Here is a 19,365-nt window from a genome sequence, read left to right as displayed (position 1 = left end):
CTTCCTCCCCGATTGCCTAGGACGTGCCGGAGCTGTCGGTCCTGACGGATTGCGATTGCCAGCCACCATCGGGGGCAGGATAGATAATTTTCGCATCGCCTTGTCCGATCTTCTGGCGTGCAGCGGCGCTGCGGGCGCTATCCATGGCTAGCTCCGGAGTTGGATAGACCTCGGAGAGGGTCTCGCCGAGCTTGTAAGCCCAGCCATTGTCATGCGGCACGATCTCATAGGCGATGTCGACCATGATGGGATTCCTTCCTCGACCTCTTTGCTATTCGTCCTTGGCAGACGACGTCTTCCGTCGCTCCTCGAGCGCAATGATCTTTTCCACCGAGGCGATATCTTCGCTCGTGACGACGGGCACGGGATCGCTGGCGATCGCCTCCAGCACCTCCTTCGAAAGACCGCCATTGCGGATGACCCATTCCAGGGCCTCACGGGTTTCACGCTCGGCTTTAAGCTGCGCGTAAAGGGCGACGATCAGTCGATCCCGGCCGTCCATCTTTCCGTTTGCGCGATCGATCTTGCGGACGTTCGCCATAGTGAAAACACCTCAAGCCCTTGTCCGGTTTCAAGGTTTTCAACTATCCAGACGCGCAAAGGTTCCGATGTGTCGTTGACCCGGGATCACCGCCAGGTCGCGACCAGACCATCATGATTTCCAGTAACCGGATCGGTCTTCGGCGCCGGTAGCTCGCGAATGCACCGCATTTGCTCCGGCGTCGCCGCCTGTCGGCACAGGTCGTACTCCTCTCCGGGCGGATAGCCGCCGATCACCAGGAAATCGTCGCTGGCGCTCAATCTGCAATGGCCGGTGCCGGCAGGAAGAATGGCAACGTCTCCCGCCGATACTTCCAGTTCGGCCCCCGTCGGTCCGCCAAGCATCAGTCGGGCAGTTCCTCGAGCAAACCCAAGCACTTCATGAGCGTTCGAATGATAGTGATGGAAAGGATAGACACCATTGCGCCAGAGGCCTACCCACCCGTTCCTTCTGAAAAGCTCCTCGAAGCCTTTTGCCCTGTCGGCATCCGCCAGCACTGCCCGATAGAGAAGAACGGGAAAATTTGGATTGTTCGGCACCCAGTCGCCAGCGTCGAATCTGATGATTTGCGGGTTCATTGCACCCTCCCTCCTTTGATCTGCCACGTTAACATCATCGTGTTCCGGAGGTTCCCGCAGCCTGCAAATTTATCGGAACGATTGCGTGCGTTACCGGTTCTAGGATCGCATCCCGAATTCCACAGAAGCAGGAAAGGACGAATCCATGCCTTCCATCAACTCCGCACGAATCCTGATACTTGCCACCGATGGCTACGAGCGCTCGGAGCTGCGTGTCCCCTTGGATGAACTGAGGAAGCGGGGCGCCAACGTCAAGATCGCTTCCATCAAGGATGGCAGCATCAAGAGCTGGGACAAGGGCGACTGGGGCGACAGTGTGAATGTGGATCTTAGCGCCAGGGCCGTTAAGGTCGATGATTTCGACGCCATCGTCCTTCCCGGCGGTCAGATCAATCCCGACAAGCTGCGTGTCGACGAAGATGCGATGCGCATCGTTCGTGATTTCCTCAAGTCGGGAAAGATCGTTGCCGCAATCTGCCATGCTCCCTGGCTGCTCGTCGAGGCCGATGCGCTGCGCGGCCGCCAGGCAACATCCTATCACTCGATCAAGACCGACGTGAAGAATGCGGGTGCGACCTGGAAGGACGAGAAGGTCGTGACCGACGAGGGTATCATCACATCGCGTTCGCCCTCTGATCTCGAGGCCTTCGTCAACAAGATCGTCGAGGAAGTCGAGGAAGGTCGCCACTATCGCCGTGCGGCGTGAGCGAGCTTTCCTACGAGGATATCAAGTCCGCCTTGGCTTTGGCCGATGGCGGACTTGCCATTCCAGACGCCACAAGCAGCGGCGCCTTTTCCACCTGTCCCGCTGCACGTATCAGAAAGTCGAGTAGCCGGTTCTCTTCGGCACGCAGGCCGCGCAGCGGCTCCAGCAACGGCTTGATTTCGTCTTCGCTCGGCTGACGGCCCTTGTCGGCAAGTGCGATGATTGCAGGATGGATATAGCTCGAACGGGAGATGGCCGGCGTATTGTGCAAAATCGCAGCCGCGGCCTCGGATATTTCCTTGACAGTCGGCCTGGTGCCCTTTGCAAGCGCGTCGCGTGCGGCGGAGAAGGCCGCCACGCTTCCCGCCCAGGTACGGAAGGTCTTTGCGGAAATGGCCATGCCCGATATGTCCGCCAGATAGGCATTCAGACGGCCCGAGTCGATCAACCTCAGGGTGCCGCTTTCGTCCTTCCAGACAAAGAGTTGTCGGCCTGGAAGATCCGCGATCTCCTCCAGAATGCGCTGCAGCCGCGGATGTCTGAGGCTCCGCCTGACGCGCTTGCCGCCCTTGGCGACGAATTGTAGTTCAATCCGCCCATCGGCCATCTTCAGATGCCGCTTGAGCAGCGTGGTGGCGCCATAGGTACCGTTTTCCCTGGTGTAGGCTGGGCTGCCGACACGCAGGTGCGCCTCGTCGAGCAGGGTCGCAAGTGCTGCGAGCACGCCGTTGACGTCCTCGGGTCCCGCTTCCAGATGCCTCAGCATGGTACGGCGCATCTTCGGCAATGCTTGGCCAAATTCGATGAGCTGGTCGAATTTTTCAATGCTTCGGAACGACTGCCAGTCCTTGTGATAACGATATTGCTTGCGGCCGCGAGCATCGTAACCGGTTGCCTGCAAGTGGCCGTTCTCCTGTAGGCAGATCCAGACATTCTCGTAGGCGGGCGGAAGGCCGAGGGCTGCGATCCTCTTCTTCTGGATCGGATCGCTGAGGAGCCTGCCGTTCGGCAGCCTGTAGCAAAATCCTCGGCCTTGTCGGCGGCGGCGGATGCCTGGTTCCGTATCGCTCACATAGATCAAGCCCAGTTCGCTGATGGATACGCCGTTCATATCGTACTTCTTTGGACCCCCACCTATCGCTGACGGCCGCGACCGAACTGGAACCATCGCCGCCGCTGCCTTTCCGGCTCGGCTGGCGGCGTCGTGGGCCTTGGGGCGAAAACCGCAACGCTCGCCGCGTAGATCGTTACCGGATTATCCGGTTGAAAAACCGTAAAAGCATCGTCTGCGCCGGTTTCCAATACCCTTTCCCACCGCTTGATGCCGTTTGCTTCAGGGAGTTTGAAGTCGCAGTCGCCGCCGGCATTGAAGATAAGAAAGAGGTCGTCCATCGTATCACTGTCGAGCGCATGAACGCTTTTCGAGAGCAGGACGCCAAGGATACGCAGCTCATCGTCATTCCAGGCTGCCTCGTCCATGAAATTGCCGTCGGGCTTGTACCAGGCGATCTCGACGCGGCCGTCTTCCGTGCTTTCGCCGGTCAGGAAACGTTCCTGCCGCAACACCGGATGGGCCTTGTGGAAGGCGACTGCCTTGCGACAGAAGTCGAGGAACGGATCGTCACGACCCGACCAGTCGATCCAGCCGATTTCATTGTCCTGGCAATAAGCATTGTTATTGCCACCCTGGCTGTTGCCGACTTCATCGCCGGCGAGGATCATCGGGACGCCCTGGCTCAAGAGGAGCGTCGCCATCATGTTTCGGCGGCGCCGCGTACGGGCATTGATTATGTCCGGATTGTCGGTATCTCCCTCGGCGCCCATGTTGTCGGAATGATTGTCGGAATGGCCGTCATTATTGTCTTCGCCATTCGCCTCATTGTGTTTGCCGTCATAGGAAACCGTGTCCATCAGCGTGAACCCGTCATGGGCGCTCAGCAGATTGATGGATGAAGTCGCACCACGGTCGGAATGGTTGAACTGCTGTGCCGAGCCAGTAATCCGCGCCGCAAGCTCCGGAACCACTCCGCCGTCGCCCTTCCAGAAGCGGCGGACGGCGTCCCGGAATTGGTCGTTCCATTCGCGGAAGGGATGCGGGAAACCGCCGACCTGATAGCCGCCCTGGCCGACATCCCAGGGCTCGGCGATGAGCTTTACGCCCGCAAGGATCGGGTCCTGTCGGATCGCACCAAAGAAGATGCCCTGCCGATCGAATTCCAGATCCTGACGCCCAAGCGTACTCGCAAGGTCGAAGCGAAAGCCGTCGATATGCATGACGCCCACCCAGTAGCGCAGGCTGTCGAGCACCATGCGCATCACCATGGGATTAGCGACGTTGAGCGCATTACCCGTGCCGGTGGTATCGAACGTGTGACGCGGATCCTCAGGCGAAAGAATGTAGTAGCTTGCGTTGTCGAGCCCGCGGAAGCTGAGCGTCGGGCCATGCTGGGAGCCTTCCGCGGTATGGTTGTAGACCACGTCCATGATCACTTCGATGCCGGCGGCGTGGAACCTCCTCACCATTGTCTTGAATTCAGTGATGCGGCTGCCGGACATGTAGCGCGGCTGTGGTGCGAAAAAGCCGAGCGTCTGATAGCCCCAGTAGTTGCGGAGCTTGCGCTCCACCAGATAGCGATCGTCAAGGAAGTATTGGATCGGCAGCAGCTCTACCGCCGAAATACCGAGCTTCGTCAAATGATCGATGATCGGATCACTGCACATGCCGAGGAAGGTACCACGCAGCTTTTCCGGCACCTTGGGATGCGTCATCGTCATGCCGCGCACATGCGTCTCGTAGATGATCGTCTCCGTCCAGGGACGTCGAATTGCTTCTTCCCCCGACCAGTCGAATGCCGAATCCTGGACCACCCCCTTCACCATGAAGGGGGCGCTATCACGCTCATCGAAAGAAAGGTCGTCACCGTCCTCTCCGATCGTGTAGCCGAAGAGGGCGTCGTTCCACTCGAGCTCGCCCATCACTTCCTTTGCGTAGGGATCGAGAAGCAGCTTGTTGGGATTGAAGCGGTGGCCGTTTCCCGGATCATAGGGACCATGGGCGCGATAGCCATAGACCGTTTCGGGGCCGAGATCGGCGATGTAGCCGGACCAGATGTCCCCCTCGCGCTTGGGCAGCGGCAGGCGGGCGATCTCCTTTTTTCCGTCGTTGGAGAAGAGGCAAAGTTCGATCTTTTCTGCATGGGCGGAAAATACGGCGAAGTGAGTGCCGGTCCCGACATATTCAGCGCCCAGTTCCGGCTTCAGGAAATCGAGTTCCGAAAAGGAATAGCTCATATGGTCACAGTCCTGTTTCTCTCCTCGTGGATCCACGGAGTGTTTGGTTCACCGTACCCCGCAATCGGAAACGTGGAGGGGGTATGAATGTTCCTTAATGAAATCCGAAATTTAGAGAGAACTCATCCTTGCCGCTGCAGTGACGGTCTTTCCTGAAACGGAAAACCCGGCCGCCGGATTTTCCGGGGCCGGGTGTTACGTTTACGTGCACGCGAAAGATTTCAGACGCGTTCAAGCGCCACGGCAATGCCCTGGCCGACGCCGATGCACATGGTGGAGAGCGAGTAGCCCCCACCGATCTCCTTGAGCTCCAGCGCGGCAGTGCCGGTGATCCGGGCGCCTGACATGCCAAGCGGGTGGCCGAGCGCGATCGCCCCGCCGTTGCGGTTGACGCGGGGGTCGTTGTCGGCAATGCCGAGTTCGCGTAGCACCGCCAGACCCTGCGAGGCGAAGGCCTCATTGAGTTCGATCACATCGAACTGGCTGGCGCTCATGCCGAGGCGTGCCATGAGCTTGCGCGAGGCCGGAATTGGGCCAACGCCCATCACGCGAGGGGGAACCGCTGCCGCCGCGCCGCCGAGAATACGGGCGATCGGAGTCAGGCCATGCTTTTTCGCGGCGGCTTCCGAAGCGATGATAAGGGCTGCGGCTCCGTCGTTGACGCCTGAGGCATTGCCCGCCGTCACCGTGCCGCCCTCCTTCTTGAAGGGCGTCGGCAGTTTCGCCAGCGCTTCCATAGTCGTGGCGCGCGGATGCTCGTCCTTCTCGACGACAATCGGATCGCCCTTGCGCTGCGGGATCGTCACAGAGGTGATCTCCATGGCGAGCCTGCCGCTTGCCTGCGAGGCAGCAGCCTTTGCCTGCGAACGCACGGCGAAGGCATCCTGATCCTCGCGACTCACCTTGTAGTCCTCGGCGACGTTCTCGCCGGTTTCCGGCATGGAATCGACGCCATATTGCTTCTTCATCAACGGGTTTATGAAGCGCCAGCCGATGGTGGTGTCATAGATTTCGGCATTGCGCGAGAAGGCGGTTTCCGCCTTAGGCATAACGAAGGGCGCGCGCGACATGCTCTCGACGCCGCCGGCGATCATCAGTTCCGTTTCACCCGCTCGAATGGCGCGGGCGGCGGTGATTACGGCGTCCATGCCCGAACCACAGAGACGGTTGATCGTCGTACCGGGCACCGAGATCGGCAGTCCGGCAAGCAGCAGGGACATGCGCGCGACGTTGCGATTGTCCTCGCCCGCCTGGTTGGCGCAGCCGAAGATCACGTCATCCACCGCGTCCCAATCGACGGATACGTTGCGCGCCATCAGGGCCTTCAGCGGAATGGCGCCGAGGTCGTCGGCGCGCACGGATGAGAGCGAGCCGCCGAAACGGCCAATCGGCGTGCGGATATAATCGCATATATAGGCTTCGGTCATTACGCGGCCTCCTTGCCGTCGCCCTGATGAGCCCTCTTGGTGCGCGCGTTGATATCGCGCAGAACCGCGAGCTCGGTTTCGGTCGGCACCGGCGTCTCGATCACCTTATCGGCGAACTTGATGGCCCAGCCGCAATTCTCGATGATCTGCTCGCGGGTGACGCCGTGATGGATGGACACGACCGTCAGTTCCTTGGTGACGGGATCCGGCTCCATGATGCAGAGATCGGTGATGACGCGCGTCGGGCCCTTAGTCTTCATGCCGAGCCGTTCGCGGTGATTGCCGCCCTCGCCATGACCCATCGACGTGATGAAGGGCAGCTTTTCGACGAAGCCGCGCTTGGAGAGCGCCATGGTGATGAAGATCTGGCCGCAATTGCTGGCGATCTCGGGTGCGCCGCCGCCGCCCGGAAGGCGAACCTTCGGATGATCATAGGGTCCGACGACTGTCGTGTTCAGGTTCGCTAACCGGTCGATCTGCGCGCCGCCGAGGAAGCCGGTCGTGATGCGACCGCCCTGCAGCCAGTAGCGGAACATCTCCGGCACGGAGACGGTGAAGAGCGCGGTATCGCAGAGCTCGCCGTCGCCGATCGACAGCGGCAGGATGTCAGGTTTGGTACCGACCGTTCCGCTCTCGTAGATCAGGGTAATGTCCGGCGCGTGCGTGAGCCGGGCGACATTACAGGCTGCCGAAGGCGCGCCAATGCCGACAAAGCAGACATCGTCATTGGTGAGTGCACGGGCAGCCGCGATGGTCATCATTTCGGTGGGTGTGAAATCGGTCATCGTCGCCTCCTCACGCTGCCTTCTTCTTGGCATGCCTGGCGAAGTCTTCCGGCTTCGCATTCATCACATTTTCCTTGATCCAGGCCTGGAAGCTGTCGCGATCGCGGGCGATCTCATCCCAGGCGATATAGAAGGCATTCGAGCGCGGATAGTACCCCTGCGCATAGGACGGGAATGCCCCGCCAGGGACATGCGCGACCGCGGTGACGGCCCAGCTCGGCAGCACGACGGAATTCGGCGACGGCGGGTTCAGCTCGTCGACGACCTCCTCGACGGTGACGATCGAGCGTTTGGCGGCAAGGACTGCCTCCTTCTGTACACCGACGATCCCTTCGAGCAAGACGTTGCCCTGCCGGTCGGCTCGCAGCGCATGGATGATCGAGACATCCGGCCGGATTGCCGGAACGGCGGCCAGAACTTCGCCGGTAAACGGACAGGTGACGCTCTTGATGTTCGGATTCACTTTCGGCAGGTCGGCGCCGATATAGCCGCGCAGCATGGCGAAAGGCAGGTTCGCGGCACCCGCCTCATAGGCGTTCGCCATGGCGGCATGCGAATGTTCTTCGATTTCGAGCGGCCGCGGCCACTGGTTTTCGACTGCGTCGCGGAAGCGGTGCAACGAGCCGACGCCCGGATTGCCGCCCCAGGAAAACTTCATGCCGCGGGCGGCGCCGACGCCAATCAACTGGTCATAAAGGAGGTCGGGCGTCATGCGGATCAGGTAGAGATCCTTCTTCTCCTGCCGGATGACTTCATGACCCGCCGCATAGGGGATCAGATGCGTAAACCCCTCCATGGCGACGCTATCGCCATCCCTGACATTTTCCGCCACCGCTTCGGCGAGCGATACGATCTTCGCCATAGGCCTCCCTTTCCAAATTGTTGTCACCTGCCCTTTCTCCCGTTCCTTTGCACCAGGGGAAATTCGAAGGGCGCTTCGATGGCGGAAAATAAGCGCCTCAAAATCTCGCCCGTCAAACATTTTGTGCGTTATTTGACTTTTGTTCATATATCGCACAAATCAGCGGCGTCAACTCGTAGGCAGCTTTCCTAACCGCAGACGCGTCAGGTTAATGAGAATGCTTTCGGCGAAGACTAGGTGTCGGCTATCGCCAATCCGCCCAGAAACGGTTCGACGGCTGAACTCTGTCGCAGAGAATTCCCGCGCGGCAAGACCGTCGCCAACAAAGAACAGCTGGACGGCAAGTGTCTTTTAAAGCAACCAGTCAAGAGCTTTCCGCAGCCTGAAGCTTGCATCAGTTTCGAACCACTGCCCATGGCTGAAGACGACCCTTTTCGGGTCGAGCGCCACCAATCTCTCGGCGGCTGTTCGCGCTGCCGCACCTTTGAGCTTGATGATCGCCCTGAGATAGATGGGAGCTCGACCTTGCGCACCTGTCAACGTCGAAAATATCCGCAGTGGCGGGGACATTGTGCTGTTGTCGAGGTTCTGCATCAGGTCCGTTAAGATAAGGCTATCACTTCGGCGGTGGAAGAAACAGATTTCACAAAATCCTCCAAGTCCCGGCACTTCGATCTGCTCGATGTCTGGAGACCAAAGGGCGCTGGAGGATAGGCCGAGATCGTCGTGCCACTCTATGCCAGATTTTCTAACCGGCCTTCGTGCACGCAGACCCGGCGCCGCCCAAGCAAGAGCTTGCGGAACTTGATCCTTCCACTCCTTTAGAAAGCTCCAATGGGCGCTGTTTGGCGCCACCAGATGCGAAATCGGCCCATGTTGCTCGATCTGCCCGCGGAGTTGGCCGTTATAGCGGGTCGGCGAGTGCAGAATAATGCCGCCACTCTCCAGCCGCATCACGGTCATACGGACCGGCAGTGGAATGATGCCTAGGGCGTGAAGCGGACCGCTATCGACAACCCAAAGGCCATCGCCGGCGGGCTTCAAAACGTCCAATGGCGGATACGTTATGGGGTTGTGGCTCATGCCACCTCCTGAGCCGTGAACCTTTGCCGCGCAGGAATGTTCCATCTTCCTACGACTTCGAGGTCCTCGTCGGAATGCTCGCGGCTCCTGAGGAGCGGACCGAGTGCAAGGCTAAGCGCCGTAAGCTTGCTGGCTGAACGGAAAGCGCCATATCAACCGGATGCCGTCACCAACCAGAGTAGCCATCGATGAATGACGCGAGGACCAAGAACACGATCGCGCGGGAGCGTTTTCTCGACGCAATCCTCCAGAGCGCCATCGAATATGCGATCATATCCCTCGATCTCGACGGGCTGATCACGAGCTGGAACGAAGGCGCCACCCGGATCTTTGGATGGATGGCGGAGGAGATCATCGGCAGCCCGATCTCCATCATATTCACCGACGATGACAAGCGGGAGGGCATTCCGCAGCGGGAGATGACCGCGTCGCTTGACCGGGAGAGCGGCAATGACGAACGCTGGCATCGACGGGGCGACGGCACTCTGTTCTGGGCCTCGGGCCAGATGATGGCGCTCCGCTCGGAGGACGGTATTGTGGAGGGCTTCCTGAAGATCCTCCGCGATCGGACGGACCAGCGCGAGGCCGAGGAGCGGCAGCGCATGCTGATGCACGAACTCAGCCATCGCATGAAGAACACGCTCACCGTGGTGCAGGCAATCACGAGCCAGTCCTTCAGAAGCGCGGCGACGCTCGAGGACGCGAAATCCGCCATCACGGCGCGACTGACCGCCTATTCAAAGGCGCACGACATCCTCCTGCAGCGCGACTGGGTAAGCACGACGATGGCTTCAATCGTCGAGGCGACCGCGGCGAACATCGGCGTGGAAGCGTCGGAACGCCTTCGTATGCACGGCCCATCCGTCGAGCTTGGCCCTCAGGCAGCGCTTACCTTCGCGCTTGTGCTGCACGAGCTAGCCACCAACGCCAGCAAGTACGGCGCGCTCTCTGGCGAGGCCGGCACGGTCGATGTCTCATGGGACATTAAAGATAAGGACAGGCCGATTAGACTGCAGTTTTGGTGGCGGGAGAGCGGCGGTCCCGAGGTAAGGCCCCCCAAGCGGAAGGGCTTCGGCAGCCGTCTGATCGCATCGAGCCTTCGAGCCTTCGGCCACGTAACCTTGGACTACCGGCCGGCGGGCGTCGTCGTGGAGATCGAAGCCGATCTTGGCAAACTTCAATACGAGACCTGCGCGGAAGCGGAAAAGGATTAGGTTCGGTGCCGGTATTTTCCGGAAGTGCGAACGGCGAAGGCCAAAAGCGGCCATCGCTCTGCGCCAACAGCAGTCATCGAGATCAATGTCGCACGGCCGGCGTCACGCGCCAGATCATATTGCCGACATCGTCGGCGACCAGCAGGGCGCCCGTCTGGTCGAAAATCACGCCGACCGGGCGGCCCATGGCCCTGTCGCCAGCGCCGATGAAGCCGGTGAGGATGTCTTTCGGTCGGCCTGCGGGCTTGCCGTTGCGGAAAGGCACGAAGATGACTTTGTAGCCGCTGTGCACGCTTCGGTTCCATGAACCGTGCTGCCCAATGAACGCGCCGCCGCGGTACGGCGGCCGCAGTGAAGAGCCCTCATCGAATGTGAGTCCCAGCGACGCGGTATGCGAGCCTAGCGCATAATCAGGCTTGATTGCCTTGGCGACTAGGTCCGGCCGCGGTGGCTTGGCGCGAACGTCGACATTCTGGCCGAAATAGCTATAAGGCCATCCGTAAAAGCCGCCTTCGCGCAACGAAGTCATATAATCCGGCACGAGATCGTCGCCAATCTCATCGCGCTCGTTGACAGCCACCCAGAGTCGGCCGCTCTCCGGATTCCAGGCGAGTCCATTCGGATTTCGCAGGCCCGAAGCAAAAACCCGCGTTCTGCGGTCGGCGAGATCAACCTCCAGCACCAATGCGCGGTCTTTCTCCACCGCCATCCCGTTCTCGCCGACATTGCTGTTCGATCCGACGGTGACGTAGAGCTGCCGACCGTCGCGACTGGCGATCAGGTCCTTGGTCCAGTGGTGATTGATATCCCCGGCCGGCAGGTCGACGATCTTTTGCGGCCGTGCCGTTATTCGGGTACGGCCGGGGAAATAGGGATAGGCGACGACCGCATCGGTGTTGGCGATATAGAGCTTTCCGTTGACGAGAGCCATGCCGAAGGGCGAATTGAGCCCTTCGATCAAGGGGGTGCGCAGGTCGGCGACGCCATCGTGGTTCGTGTCGCGCAGGAGCGTGACGCGGTTTGCACTCTTCGTCGCGGCACCTGCCCGCTTCATAACCTGCGCCATGACGAGCTTGCGCAGACTGAATCCGCTGTCCTTCTTGGCTGGCGCATTTGTCTCGGCAACGAGCACGTCGCCGTTCGGCAGAAGATACATCCAGCGGGGGTGATCGAGACCCACAGCGAAGGCGTTCACCTTCAGGCCCTTTGCCGGTTTCGGGCTTGCGCCGCTAGGCCATCCCTTCGCATCGGCGACATTGATCGTCGGAATCAATGTGGGCTTCGGTTCCGGAAGCACCGGATTGGAGCCATAGCCGCCGTCAGTCGCCGTTGTTGCAGGTCTCTGTGCGGAGACGCAACCGGCGGCCATGGCTGCGAACAGAACGATGGCTGGGATTCCCATAGGGAGCGGAATTCTGCGCGAATTCATTGTGTGCCCTTCGAACGGAATAGTCTGATTGGCGTGTAGGAAGACGCAAGAGCGTCCTACTCCCCAACCGGCGATCTCGGGGCGGCTGCGCTTCGACTGTTCACAAAAGGAACGTTACCTGGCCCGATGTAAACGGCAACGGTTTTCCTTTGTTCACATTCATCGATCTGCTTACAGTTCCGCCGATATGCACTTTCTCTTTTTTAAATAAAGATATCAGTCGAATTGCGGCTGACTCAACAAAATTCCGGTGTGGAAGTAGGTAGTTAGGCGGTGAGCACCTTCATGCATGTCAGGTTTTTTCAAAGCCTATGAGAACGAGTTCGGTGACACCGTTCGCCCGCTCCTCACCGTCGAAGCCGAGGAAGGCGGTGTGGTGCACTTTGCAATCGCATCTTCCGCGCTTTGGGACTGCCCGAGAAGCATGAAGCCCGATTTCGCCTGAGCCTATCAAGACGATGCTTCGCGAACATGGCGTCGTCTACCTCCTTATCGACGAGGCGCTGGACTTGATGCGCCCCAAGGCGCCGCTCGCGATCCTACAAATCTATTGGCGCAAAACGACCAGATCAAATAAGTGCTTGGTGGAATTTTCTCAATAAATACTGTTCTTGATACCTGCTGTAGACACGAACCAAAAGAGCAGATCAGATGATGCGTGAAACGGATTTTGTCAGCGGCTTTGCCAGAGGTTTGAAGGTCATTGAGGCCTTTGGCGAAACGCATCAGCGCCTCGCCATCGCTGAGGCCTCGAAACTGACCGGCCTCGACCGCGCCACTGTCCGCCGCTCGCTGCTGACGCTTGCCGAGCTTGGCTATGCCGACTACGACGGTAAGTTCTTCACGCTGACACCCAAGATCCTGCGCCTTGGCCACGCTTATCTCTCCGCAACGCCCCTGCCCTCGATCATCCAGCCCTATCTCGATCAGCTTTCGGAAAAGGCGGGGCAGAGCGCGTCGGCCTCGGTGCTCGATGGCACGGAGATCGTTTATATCGCCCGAGCCTCGCAGCGCCGCGTCATGTCGATCAACCTGACGCCCGGCAGCCGTCTTCCCGCCTTTTGCGCATCCATGGGTCGGGTCCTGCTTGCCACACTTCCCGAAAGCGAGGCACGCGACATCCTGGCCCGAACGGAACTCAAAGCCAATACCCCGAATACGAAAACCGATCCCGAGGAATTGATGATGGAGTTCCGCCGCGTCCGCGCGCAAGGCTATGCTATCATCGACCAGGAGCTTGAGATCGGCCTTTGCTCGATCGCGGTTCCCGTGGAAAACGACCGCGGGCTGATCGTCGCCGCCCTCAATATCGGTGCGCCGGCCGCCCATGTGCCTGCTTCCGAGATGGCGGACCGCTATCTGCCGCTGCTGAAGGACACGCAAAAGGCGCTGCGGCTCGTGCTGCGATAATCACATTCCAAGCTTCGCCCGCTCCGCGATCCGCCAGGCACGCGGCGTTTCACCGGTCTGCTTCAGGAAGAAGCGCGAGAAGTAAGCCGGGTCGGCAAAACCCAGCCGATAGGCGATTTCCTGGACGCTGCCGAAAGTGAAGACGAGCTCGCGCTTGGCCTCGTCGACCAGTTTGCGGGCGATCAGCTCATGCGTCCCATGCCCGGTCATGGAACGGACAATACGATTGAGATGCGTCGTCGAGATGCCAAGCTCCTCGGCATAGAAGGCCGCCGGCCTCTGGGAGCGGAAATGCCGTTGCACGAGACCGTTCAACATCTCCATTCGACGCTGGTTTTCGTTTGTCGCACCGCTCCTGCCATCCTCCTGTTCGGAAAGCCGGGCGGTCAAGGTCAAGGCAGACGTCAGATAGGCGTCCAGGAGATCGCTGCGGCCGCTGCGCCGGTTGCCGAATTCCTCGCCCAGACGGCGCAGCGTCTGCCCAAGGAAGACCGCCTCCTCACTGTCACGGCTCAGCAGGGTGAGGTGGGGTTTTGCAAGCCATTCGCCAAGCCGGCTGCGGTCGCCGGGCGCAGCCTTCAGATGCGAGATCAGGACGGTAAAGACGAAGCCGTCGATATCCTTGGAGAAGCGAAATCCGTGATGGAGGCCCGGCGGAACCGTGATGACGGCTGGCGGCCGGATGGGATGGCTCTCCTTGCCAAAGATCGCATCGCCCGAGCCGGCCTCAATGTACAATATCTGAAAGAAGCGCTCGTGGCGGTGCAGCCGGATTTCCCAATGATGCAGGCTGCTTCGGGAAGGAATTGTCTCGCAATGCAGCCAAAAATCGTGCGTTGCTGCACGATCTTCGCCGTAGAGCTCATATGTCGGGACCGCTCTCGTCATAGCCTGCCTTTTCCACAATGTTCGATTTGTGCAATTTCTTGGCCGAAATGTCCATTGCCGCTTACCTCACGTCCAGTCAGAATCTTGCGAAAAGACAAGCGCAGGAGGAGATCATGCGTACCCAGGTGGTCATCATCGGTTCCGGTCCGTCCGGCCTTCTGCTCGGCCAGTTGCTCATCGAGGCTGGCATCGACAACATCATTCTCGACAGGGTCAGCAAGGACTATATTCTCGGCCGGGTGCGCGCCGGCGTCCTCGAAGAGGGCACGGCCGGGCTCATGGACGAGGCGAAATCCAGCGCCCGCATGCATGCCGAGGGCCTGCCCCACGACGGCTTCTCGCTCGCTTTTGACGGCCGCGACCATCGCATCGACCTCCACGGTCTGACCGGCGGCAAGCGCGTCCTGGTCTATGGTCAGACCGAACTGACCCGTGACCTGATGGAACATCGCGAAGCAAGCGGCGGCGTGACGATCTACGACGCAGGCAACGCCCAACCGCATGATTTCGACGGCAGCGCACCCTTCGTGACCTATGAGAAGAATGGCGCCACACATCGCATCGACTGCGACTTCATCGCCGGCTGCGACGGCTTTCATGGCGCCAGCCGGAAATCCGTACCAGAGAAATCGATCCATACATTCGAGAAGGTCTATCCCTTCGGTTGGCTCGGCATCCTCGCCGACGTCCCGCCGGTCAGCCACGAGCTGATCTATGCCAATCATCCACGCGGCTTCGCTCTCTGTTCCATGCGCTCGGCAACGCGCAGCCGTTACTACGTCCAGTGTTCCGTCGATGAGAAGATCGACGATTGGAGCGACGATCGCTTCTGGGACGAACTGCGCCGCCGCCTGCCCGCTCATCATGCCGAGGCCCTGGTGACGGCACCTTCGTTCGAGAAATCGATCGCGCCGCTGCGTTCCTTCGTCGCCGAACCGATGCGTTTCGGCCGGCTGTTCCTGGTTGGCGACGCCGCCCATATCGTGCCGCCGACCGGCGCCAAAGGCCTTAATCTTGCCGCCAGTGACGTGCATTATCTCTTCTCGGGCCTTGCCGAGCATTATCAGGATCGATCGAATGCCGGCATCGATGCCTATTCGACCCGGGCGCTGTCTCGGGTGTGGAAGGCCGTCCGTTTCTCCTGGTGGATGACGACGATGTTGCATCGTTTTCCGGACACCGGTGATTTCGGCCAGCGAATCCAGGAAGCCGAACTCGACTATCTCACCCATTCCCGCGCCGCTTCGACGGCGCTTGCGGAAAATTATGTCGGGCTTCCTTACTAGAGCCGGATGATTTCAGGTCGAATCGACCTGAAATCTGAATCCGCCTTTAAATCTAAAAGTTAGAGCGGGATGTCGCCCGAAAACCGCGCACACTTTTCGGCATCCCGCTCTAAGGCATATCGCGCAAGAGCATGCAGCGGTTTTGCGGCAACATCCCCTCCGCCATCCACGGAGGGTTCTGGGATGGGTGGTGGGTCTGCGTCTGCCCGCCACTCATCCGGCCTGTCTCTTCGACACTTCCGCAGCCGCTTCCCGGATCGTCTGGATCAGGATCGAAAGCGGCATGGAGGGAATGGCATCGGTGCGCATCGTCAGCCCGACCGGCCCCTTCGTCTCGCTCGTGTCGATCGGCAGCGTGGCGAGGAACCCATCCTGTATATCCTGGGCAACGACCCCGCGCGAAATGATCCAGACGGCGTCGGTCATGCGAATGAATGCACGCCCAAAGGAATCGGATACGGTTTCGATCTGGTTCGGCAGGCTGGCGACACCATTGACGATCAGGAACTGTTCGACGAAGGGGCGGATGATCGAACCGCGCGTCGGCATCAGGATCGTGTACTCGCCGAGATTGGCAAAGAGCGACTGCTTCGCCTTGAGCAGCGGGTGCCCGCGCCTGACGGCGAAGACGACCTGCTCAGAATAGAGATGCTCGAAGGAAAAGCCCGTCATTTTGTCGGGTGCTGCGAGGCGCCCGACGACGAGATCGAGATCACCGACCCGCAGCTGCTCAAGCAACACCGCATTCTCGCCGGTGACGATCTTGATGCGGCTCCATGTCTCTTCCTTGAGGAAGAGTTCCATGGCGCGTGGCATGATACGCGTCGAGACCGTCGGCAAGGCTCCGATGCGAATCGGCGGCGCTTCGCCGGAACGGGCCTGGGAGACCGAATCAATCCCCTGGCGAAGCGCCGTCAATGCGGCTCCGGCATAACGCAGAAAGACCTCGCCATAGCGCGTGATCTTGATGCCGCGTCCTTCTCTTTCGAAGACGTCGACACCAAGAGCCTCCTCGAGTTCGCCAATCGTTTTGGTGACAGCCGGCTGGCTGACATTGAGAAGCTCGGCCGCCTTCATGACGCTCTTTTGACGCGCGACCTCGACAAAGGTCTGTAAATGCCGGAACTTAACGCGTGGGCTGATCGCCAATACATAATCTCCTGGTTATTGGAACGCCGGAAAATATCATTTTACCTAACCAAATTAAATAACCAATTTAGGCAATAGAGGGAGAGAGCCGTGCAGTTTGTCCGTATTAACGATGTCACGATCCACTACCAGATCATCGGCGCGACCGCTGATAAGCCGGTGCTGGTCTTCGCCAATTCACTTGGAACCGATTTCCGCATCTGGCGCGACGTCATTGTCCGTCTTGCCGGCGATTTCGCCATTCTTGTCTACGACAAGCGCGGTCACGGCCTTTCCGATGTCGGCCAGGTTCCCTATGCCATTGAGGACCACGCCACGGATCTCGCGGGCCTCCTCGATTTCCTTTCCGTTCGAAGCGCCTTCATCTGCGGTATTTCCGTCGGTGGTCTCATCGCTCAATCGCTCTACCAGCGCCGGCCGGATCTCGTGCGTGCGCTGATCCTCTGCGATACGGCGCATAAGATCGGTACAACCGAGATGTGGAATGCCCGCATCGCAGCAGTCGAGGCGAACAGCATTGCGAGCATCGTTGATCCCATCATGGAGCGCTGGTTCACTCCGGCCTTCCGGCGTCCGGAAAACGCTGCCTTTGCCGGCTATTGCAACATGCTCGAGCGCCAGCCTGTCGCAGGTTATACTGCGACTTGCGCTGCCATCCGCGATGCCGATTTGACGGAGGCTGCAAAAAGGATCGCGGTGCCGACGATCTGCATCGTCGGTGATCAGGACGGTTCGACGCCGCCGGATCTCGTCCTGTCGACCGCAAAACTCATCCCCGGTGCGCGTTATGAAGTCATTCGCGACGCCGGCCACATTTCCTGCGTTGAACAGCCGGAAGCATTGACCGCCGTCATCCGCGCCTTCATCGATGTCGTCCAGTCCGGAGAAAAAGCCCATGAATGACGCCCACGCACCGTCCGAGCGCTACCGACAGGGCATGGCGACCCGCCGCTCGGTCCTGGGCGATGCCCATGTGGATCGCGCTCAGGCCACCACGACCGACTTCGATCGACCGTTTCAGGAATTGATCACCGAAGCGGCCTGGGGCCATCTCTGGTCACGTTCCGGCTGGACCAAGCGCGAGCGCTCGATGGTGACGATCGCCCTCCTCGCCGCGCTCGGCCAGGACGACGAGGTGGCTATGCATGTGCGGGCGACGGCCAATACCGGCGCAACGCGCGACGACGTCCTGGAAGCGCTGATGCATGTGGCGATCTATGCCGGCGTTCCGGCCGCCAATCACGCGATCAAGATCGCCAAGAGGGTTTTCGAACAGATGGACGCCGGGCATGCGGCGTGAATCGAGGTGAAACATGTCTGACATTCCCAACAGGAAACCGGAAACGGGCGCCTTCTTCCCCCGGGATCGCGACTGGCACGCGCCCGCTTTCACCCCCGGCTACAAAACCTCTGTTCTCCGCTCGCCGCAGAAAGCCTTGTTGTCCCTCGACGGAACGATTTCCGAGATCACCGGTCCTGTCTTCGGCCATTCGATACTCGGTGAACTCGACAACGATCTGATCCATAATTTCGCCAAGCCGGGTGAGAGTGCCATCGGCGAACGCATCATCGTGCACGGCCGTGTGCTGGATGAGCGCGCCCGGCCGGTTCCGGGAGCATTGGTGGAATTCTGGCAGGCCAATGCGGGCGGACGCTATCGCCATAAGAAGGAAACCTATCTCGCCGCGATTGACCCGAATTTCGGCGGCTGCGGTCGCGCGATCACCGATGAGAACGGTCATTACGCGTTCCGCACGATCAGGCCCGGCGCCTATCCCTGGCCGAACGGCGTCAACGACTGGCGCCCGGCGCATATCCATTTCTCGATTTTCGGCCACGGCTTCGCGCAGCGCCTGATTACCCAGATGTATTTCGAAGGCGACCCGATGATCTGGAAATGTCCGATCGTCGGCACGATCCCGGACAAGCGGGCGATCGAGCAGCTGATCGCGCCTCTCGACTGGGGCAACACGATTCCCATGGACGCGCGCGCCTACAAGTTCGACATCGTTCTGCGCGGACGCCGCTCGACGCTCTTTGAAAATCGGCTGGAGGGCAACTGATGGTCCAGGAACTCGGATATCTCAAGGAAACGCCATCGCAGACGGCAGGGCCCTATGTCCATATCGGCCTGACGCCGAACTTCTGCGGGATCGGCGGCGTCTATGAAAACGACCTGGGCATCTCCATGGTCAATGACAAGACGCTTGGACAGCGGATCACGGTCAAGGGCAGGATCTTCGACGGCACCGGGATGCCGCTCAAGGATGCGCTGGTGGAGATCTGGCAGGCGGATGCAGCCGGCCTCTACAACAGCCCGTCGGAATTGCGCGGCACGGCTGACCCGAATTTTACCGGCTGGGGCCGCTGCCCCACGAGCGCGGAAGACGGCGTCTTCACATTCGAGACGGTCAAACCTGGCAGCGTGCCCTTCAAGGACGGGCGCAAGATGGCGCCGCACATTACCTTCTGGATCGTCGCTCGCGGCATCAATATCGGCCTGCATACCCGCATGTACTTCCCCGACGAGGCAGACGCCAATGCGATCGATCCGCTGCTTCTTCGGATTGAACACCGTCACCGCGTCGCGACCCTGATCGCCACCGGTGAGGCGCCGGTTTATACCTTCGACGTTCATCTTCAGGGTGAGAAGGAAACGGTGTTTCTCGATATTTGAGGGCGCACAGCTAGCCCCTCACCCTAACCCTCTCCCCGC

The 19,365-nt window shown here is 60.0% G+C and carries 21 protein-coding genes; 9 read left to right on the top strand and 12 right to left on the bottom strand.

Features of this window, described 5'->3' with window-relative positions:
• Positions 1-16 precede the first annotated feature (16 nt).
• From AAE029_RS03105 to AAE029_RS03095, 3 genes are all read right to left on the bottom strand, one after another.
• Positions 17-244, bottom strand: a complete 228-nt coding sequence (locus AAE029_RS03105; protein ID WP_371071319.1) for a DUF2188 domain-containing protein — start codon at positions 242-244, stop codon at positions 17-19.
• 27 nt (positions 245-271) lie between these two features.
• Positions 272-541, bottom strand: a complete 270-nt coding sequence (locus AAE029_RS03100; protein WP_371071318.1) for a hypothetical protein — start codon at positions 539-541, stop codon at positions 272-274.
• 86 nt (positions 542-627) lie between these two features.
• The gene (locus AAE029_RS03095; RefSeq protein ID WP_371071317.1) at positions 628-1,119 is read right to left on the bottom strand and encodes a cupin; all 492 of its coding nucleotides are present in this window, start codon (positions 1,117-1,119) and stop codon (positions 628-630) included.
• A 145-nt stretch (positions 1,120-1,264) separates the two neighbouring features.
• On the opposite strand from AAE029_RS03095, the gene AAE029_RS03090 reads away from it, so the two are divergent.
• Positions 1,265-1,825, top strand: a complete 561-nt coding sequence (locus tag AAE029_RS03090; RefSeq protein ID WP_371071316.1) for a DJ-1/PfpI/YhbO family deglycase/protease — start codon at positions 1,265-1,267, stop codon at positions 1,823-1,825.
• A gap of 10 nt (positions 1,826-1,835) precedes the next feature.
• Here AAE029_RS03090 and AAE029_RS03085 read toward each other — a convergent pair whose 3' ends face one another.
• The 6 genes from AAE029_RS03085 to AAE029_RS03060 all read right to left on the bottom strand — a co-directional run bounded on the left by AAE029_RS03085 (position 1,836) and on the right by AAE029_RS03060 (position 9,273).
• The gene (locus AAE029_RS03085; RefSeq protein ID WP_371071315.1) at positions 1,836-2,936 is read right to left on the bottom strand and encodes a DNA topoisomerase IB; all 1,101 of its coding nucleotides are present in this window, start codon (positions 2,934-2,936) and stop codon (positions 1,836-1,838) included.
• A 23-nt stretch (positions 2,937-2,959) separates the two neighbouring features.
• A complete protein-coding gene (gene glgX / locus AAE029_RS03080) occupies positions 2,960-5,116 on the bottom strand; it encodes a glycogen debranching protein GlgX (RefSeq protein WP_371071314.1) in 2,157 nt (718 codons plus the stop codon).
• 221 nt (positions 5,117-5,337) lie between these two features.
• Positions 5,338-6,543 carry a 3-oxoadipyl-CoA thiolase gene (gene pcaF / locus AAE029_RS03075; RefSeq protein ID WP_371071313.1) on the bottom strand — a complete coding sequence of 402 codons (1,206 nt, stop codon included), beginning with the start codon at positions 6,541-6,543 and terminating at the stop codon, positions 5,338-5,340.
• Complete coding sequence (locus AAE029_RS03070; protein WP_371071312.1) at positions 6,543-7,328, bottom strand: CoA-transferase subunit beta; 786 nt, start codon at positions 7,326-7,328, stop codon at positions 6,543-6,545. The genes pcaF and AAE029_RS03070 overlap by 1 nt, the downstream gene beginning before the upstream one ends.
• A 10-nt stretch (positions 7,329-7,338) precedes the next feature.
• On the bottom strand, positions 7,339-8,190 hold the full coding sequence (locus AAE029_RS03065; RefSeq protein ID WP_371071311.1) for a CoA transferase subunit A: 852 nt from the start codon (positions 8,188-8,190) through the stop codon (positions 7,339-7,341).
• A gap of 351 nt (positions 8,191-8,541) precedes the next feature.
• Positions 8,542-9,273: a DUF4336 domain-containing protein gene (locus AAE029_RS03060; protein ID WP_371071310.1), complete on the bottom strand. Its 732-nt coding sequence runs from the start codon at positions 9,271-9,273 to the stop codon at positions 8,542-8,544.
• Between the two features lie 188 nt (positions 9,274-9,461).
• Between AAE029_RS03060 and AAE029_RS03055 the strand changes: the two genes are divergently transcribed.
• On the top strand, positions 9,462-10,487 hold the full coding sequence (locus tag AAE029_RS03055) for a sensor histidine kinase (RefSeq protein ID WP_371071309.1): 1,026 nt from the start codon (positions 9,462-9,464) through the stop codon (positions 10,485-10,487).
• Positions 10,488-10,569: 82 nt separating this feature from the next.
• Here AAE029_RS03055 and AAE029_RS03050 read toward each other — a convergent pair whose 3' ends face one another.
• Positions 10,570-11,889, bottom strand: a complete 1,320-nt coding sequence (locus tag AAE029_RS03050; protein ID WP_371071308.1) for a sorbosone dehydrogenase family protein — start codon at positions 11,887-11,889, stop codon at positions 10,570-10,572.
• Between the two features lie 316 nt (positions 11,890-12,205).
• Here AAE029_RS03050 and AAE029_RS03045 point away from each other — a divergent pair, with 316 nt between their 5' ends.
• Both AAE029_RS03045 and AAE029_RS03040 read left to right on the top strand, forming a co-directional pair.
• The gene (locus tag AAE029_RS03045; protein ID WP_371071307.1) at positions 12,206-12,361 is read left to right on the top strand and encodes a hypothetical protein; all 156 of its coding nucleotides are present in this window, start codon (positions 12,206-12,208) and stop codon (positions 12,359-12,361) included.
• A 209-nt stretch (positions 12,362-12,570) separates the two neighbouring features.
• Positions 12,571-13,326 carry an IclR family transcriptional regulator gene (locus tag AAE029_RS03040; RefSeq protein WP_371071534.1) on the top strand — a complete coding sequence of 252 codons (756 nt, stop codon included), beginning with the start codon at positions 12,571-12,573 and terminating at the stop codon, positions 13,324-13,326.
• Here AAE029_RS03040 and AAE029_RS03035 read toward each other — a convergent pair whose 3' ends face one another.
• Positions 13,327-14,214 carry a helix-turn-helix domain-containing protein gene (locus AAE029_RS03035; RefSeq protein WP_371071306.1) on the bottom strand — a complete coding sequence of 296 codons (888 nt, stop codon included), beginning with the start codon at positions 14,212-14,214 and terminating at the stop codon, positions 13,327-13,329.
• A 113-nt stretch (positions 14,215-14,327) separates the two neighbouring features.
• Between AAE029_RS03035 and pobA the strand changes: the two genes are divergently transcribed.
• Complete coding sequence (pobA, locus tag AAE029_RS03030; protein WP_371071305.1) at positions 14,328-15,500, top strand: 4-hydroxybenzoate 3-monooxygenase; 1,173 nt, start codon at positions 14,328-14,330, stop codon at positions 15,498-15,500.
• A gap of 213 nt (positions 15,501-15,713) precedes the next feature.
• Here pobA and pcaQ read toward each other — a convergent pair whose 3' ends face one another.
• Complete coding sequence (pcaQ, locus tag AAE029_RS03025) at positions 15,714-16,649, bottom strand: pca operon transcription factor PcaQ (RefSeq protein WP_371071304.1); 936 nt, start codon at positions 16,647-16,649, stop codon at positions 15,714-15,716.
• Between the two features lie 90 nt (positions 16,650-16,739).
• Between pcaQ and pcaD the strand changes: the two genes are divergently transcribed.
• The 4 genes from pcaD to pcaG are packed head-to-tail and all read left to right on the top strand — an operon-like array spanning position 16,740 to position 19,326.
• Complete coding sequence (gene pcaD, locus AAE029_RS03020; RefSeq protein ID WP_371071303.1) at positions 16,740-17,552, top strand: 3-oxoadipate enol-lactonase; 813 nt, start codon at positions 16,740-16,742, stop codon at positions 17,550-17,552.
• The gene (gene pcaC, locus AAE029_RS03015) at positions 17,545-17,949 is read left to right on the top strand and encodes a 4-carboxymuconolactone decarboxylase (RefSeq protein ID WP_371071302.1); all 405 of its coding nucleotides are present in this window, start codon (positions 17,545-17,547) and stop codon (positions 17,947-17,949) included. Before pcaD ends, pcaC begins: the two co-directional genes overlap by 8 nt.
• Positions 17,950-17,962: 13 nt before the next feature.
• A complete protein-coding gene (gene pcaH, locus AAE029_RS03010) occupies positions 17,963-18,712 on the top strand; it encodes a protocatechuate 3,4-dioxygenase subunit beta (RefSeq protein ID WP_371071301.1) in 750 nt (249 codons plus the stop codon).
• Complete coding sequence (gene pcaG / locus AAE029_RS03005) at positions 18,712-19,326, top strand: protocatechuate 3,4-dioxygenase subunit alpha (protein ID WP_371071300.1); 615 nt, start codon at positions 18,712-18,714, stop codon at positions 19,324-19,326. Before pcaH ends, pcaG begins: the two co-directional genes overlap by 1 nt.
• Positions 19,327-19,365: the final 39 nt, after the last annotated feature.

The organism is Sinorhizobium sp. CB7 (assembly GCF_041357635.1).
In the GTDB taxonomy this organism is placed as follows: domain Bacteria; phylum Pseudomonadota; class Alphaproteobacteria; order Rhizobiales; family Rhizobiaceae; genus Rhizobium.
The sequence above is the reverse complement of the archived record's forward strand: the minus strand, read 5'-3'. Positions and strand labels throughout refer to the sequence as shown.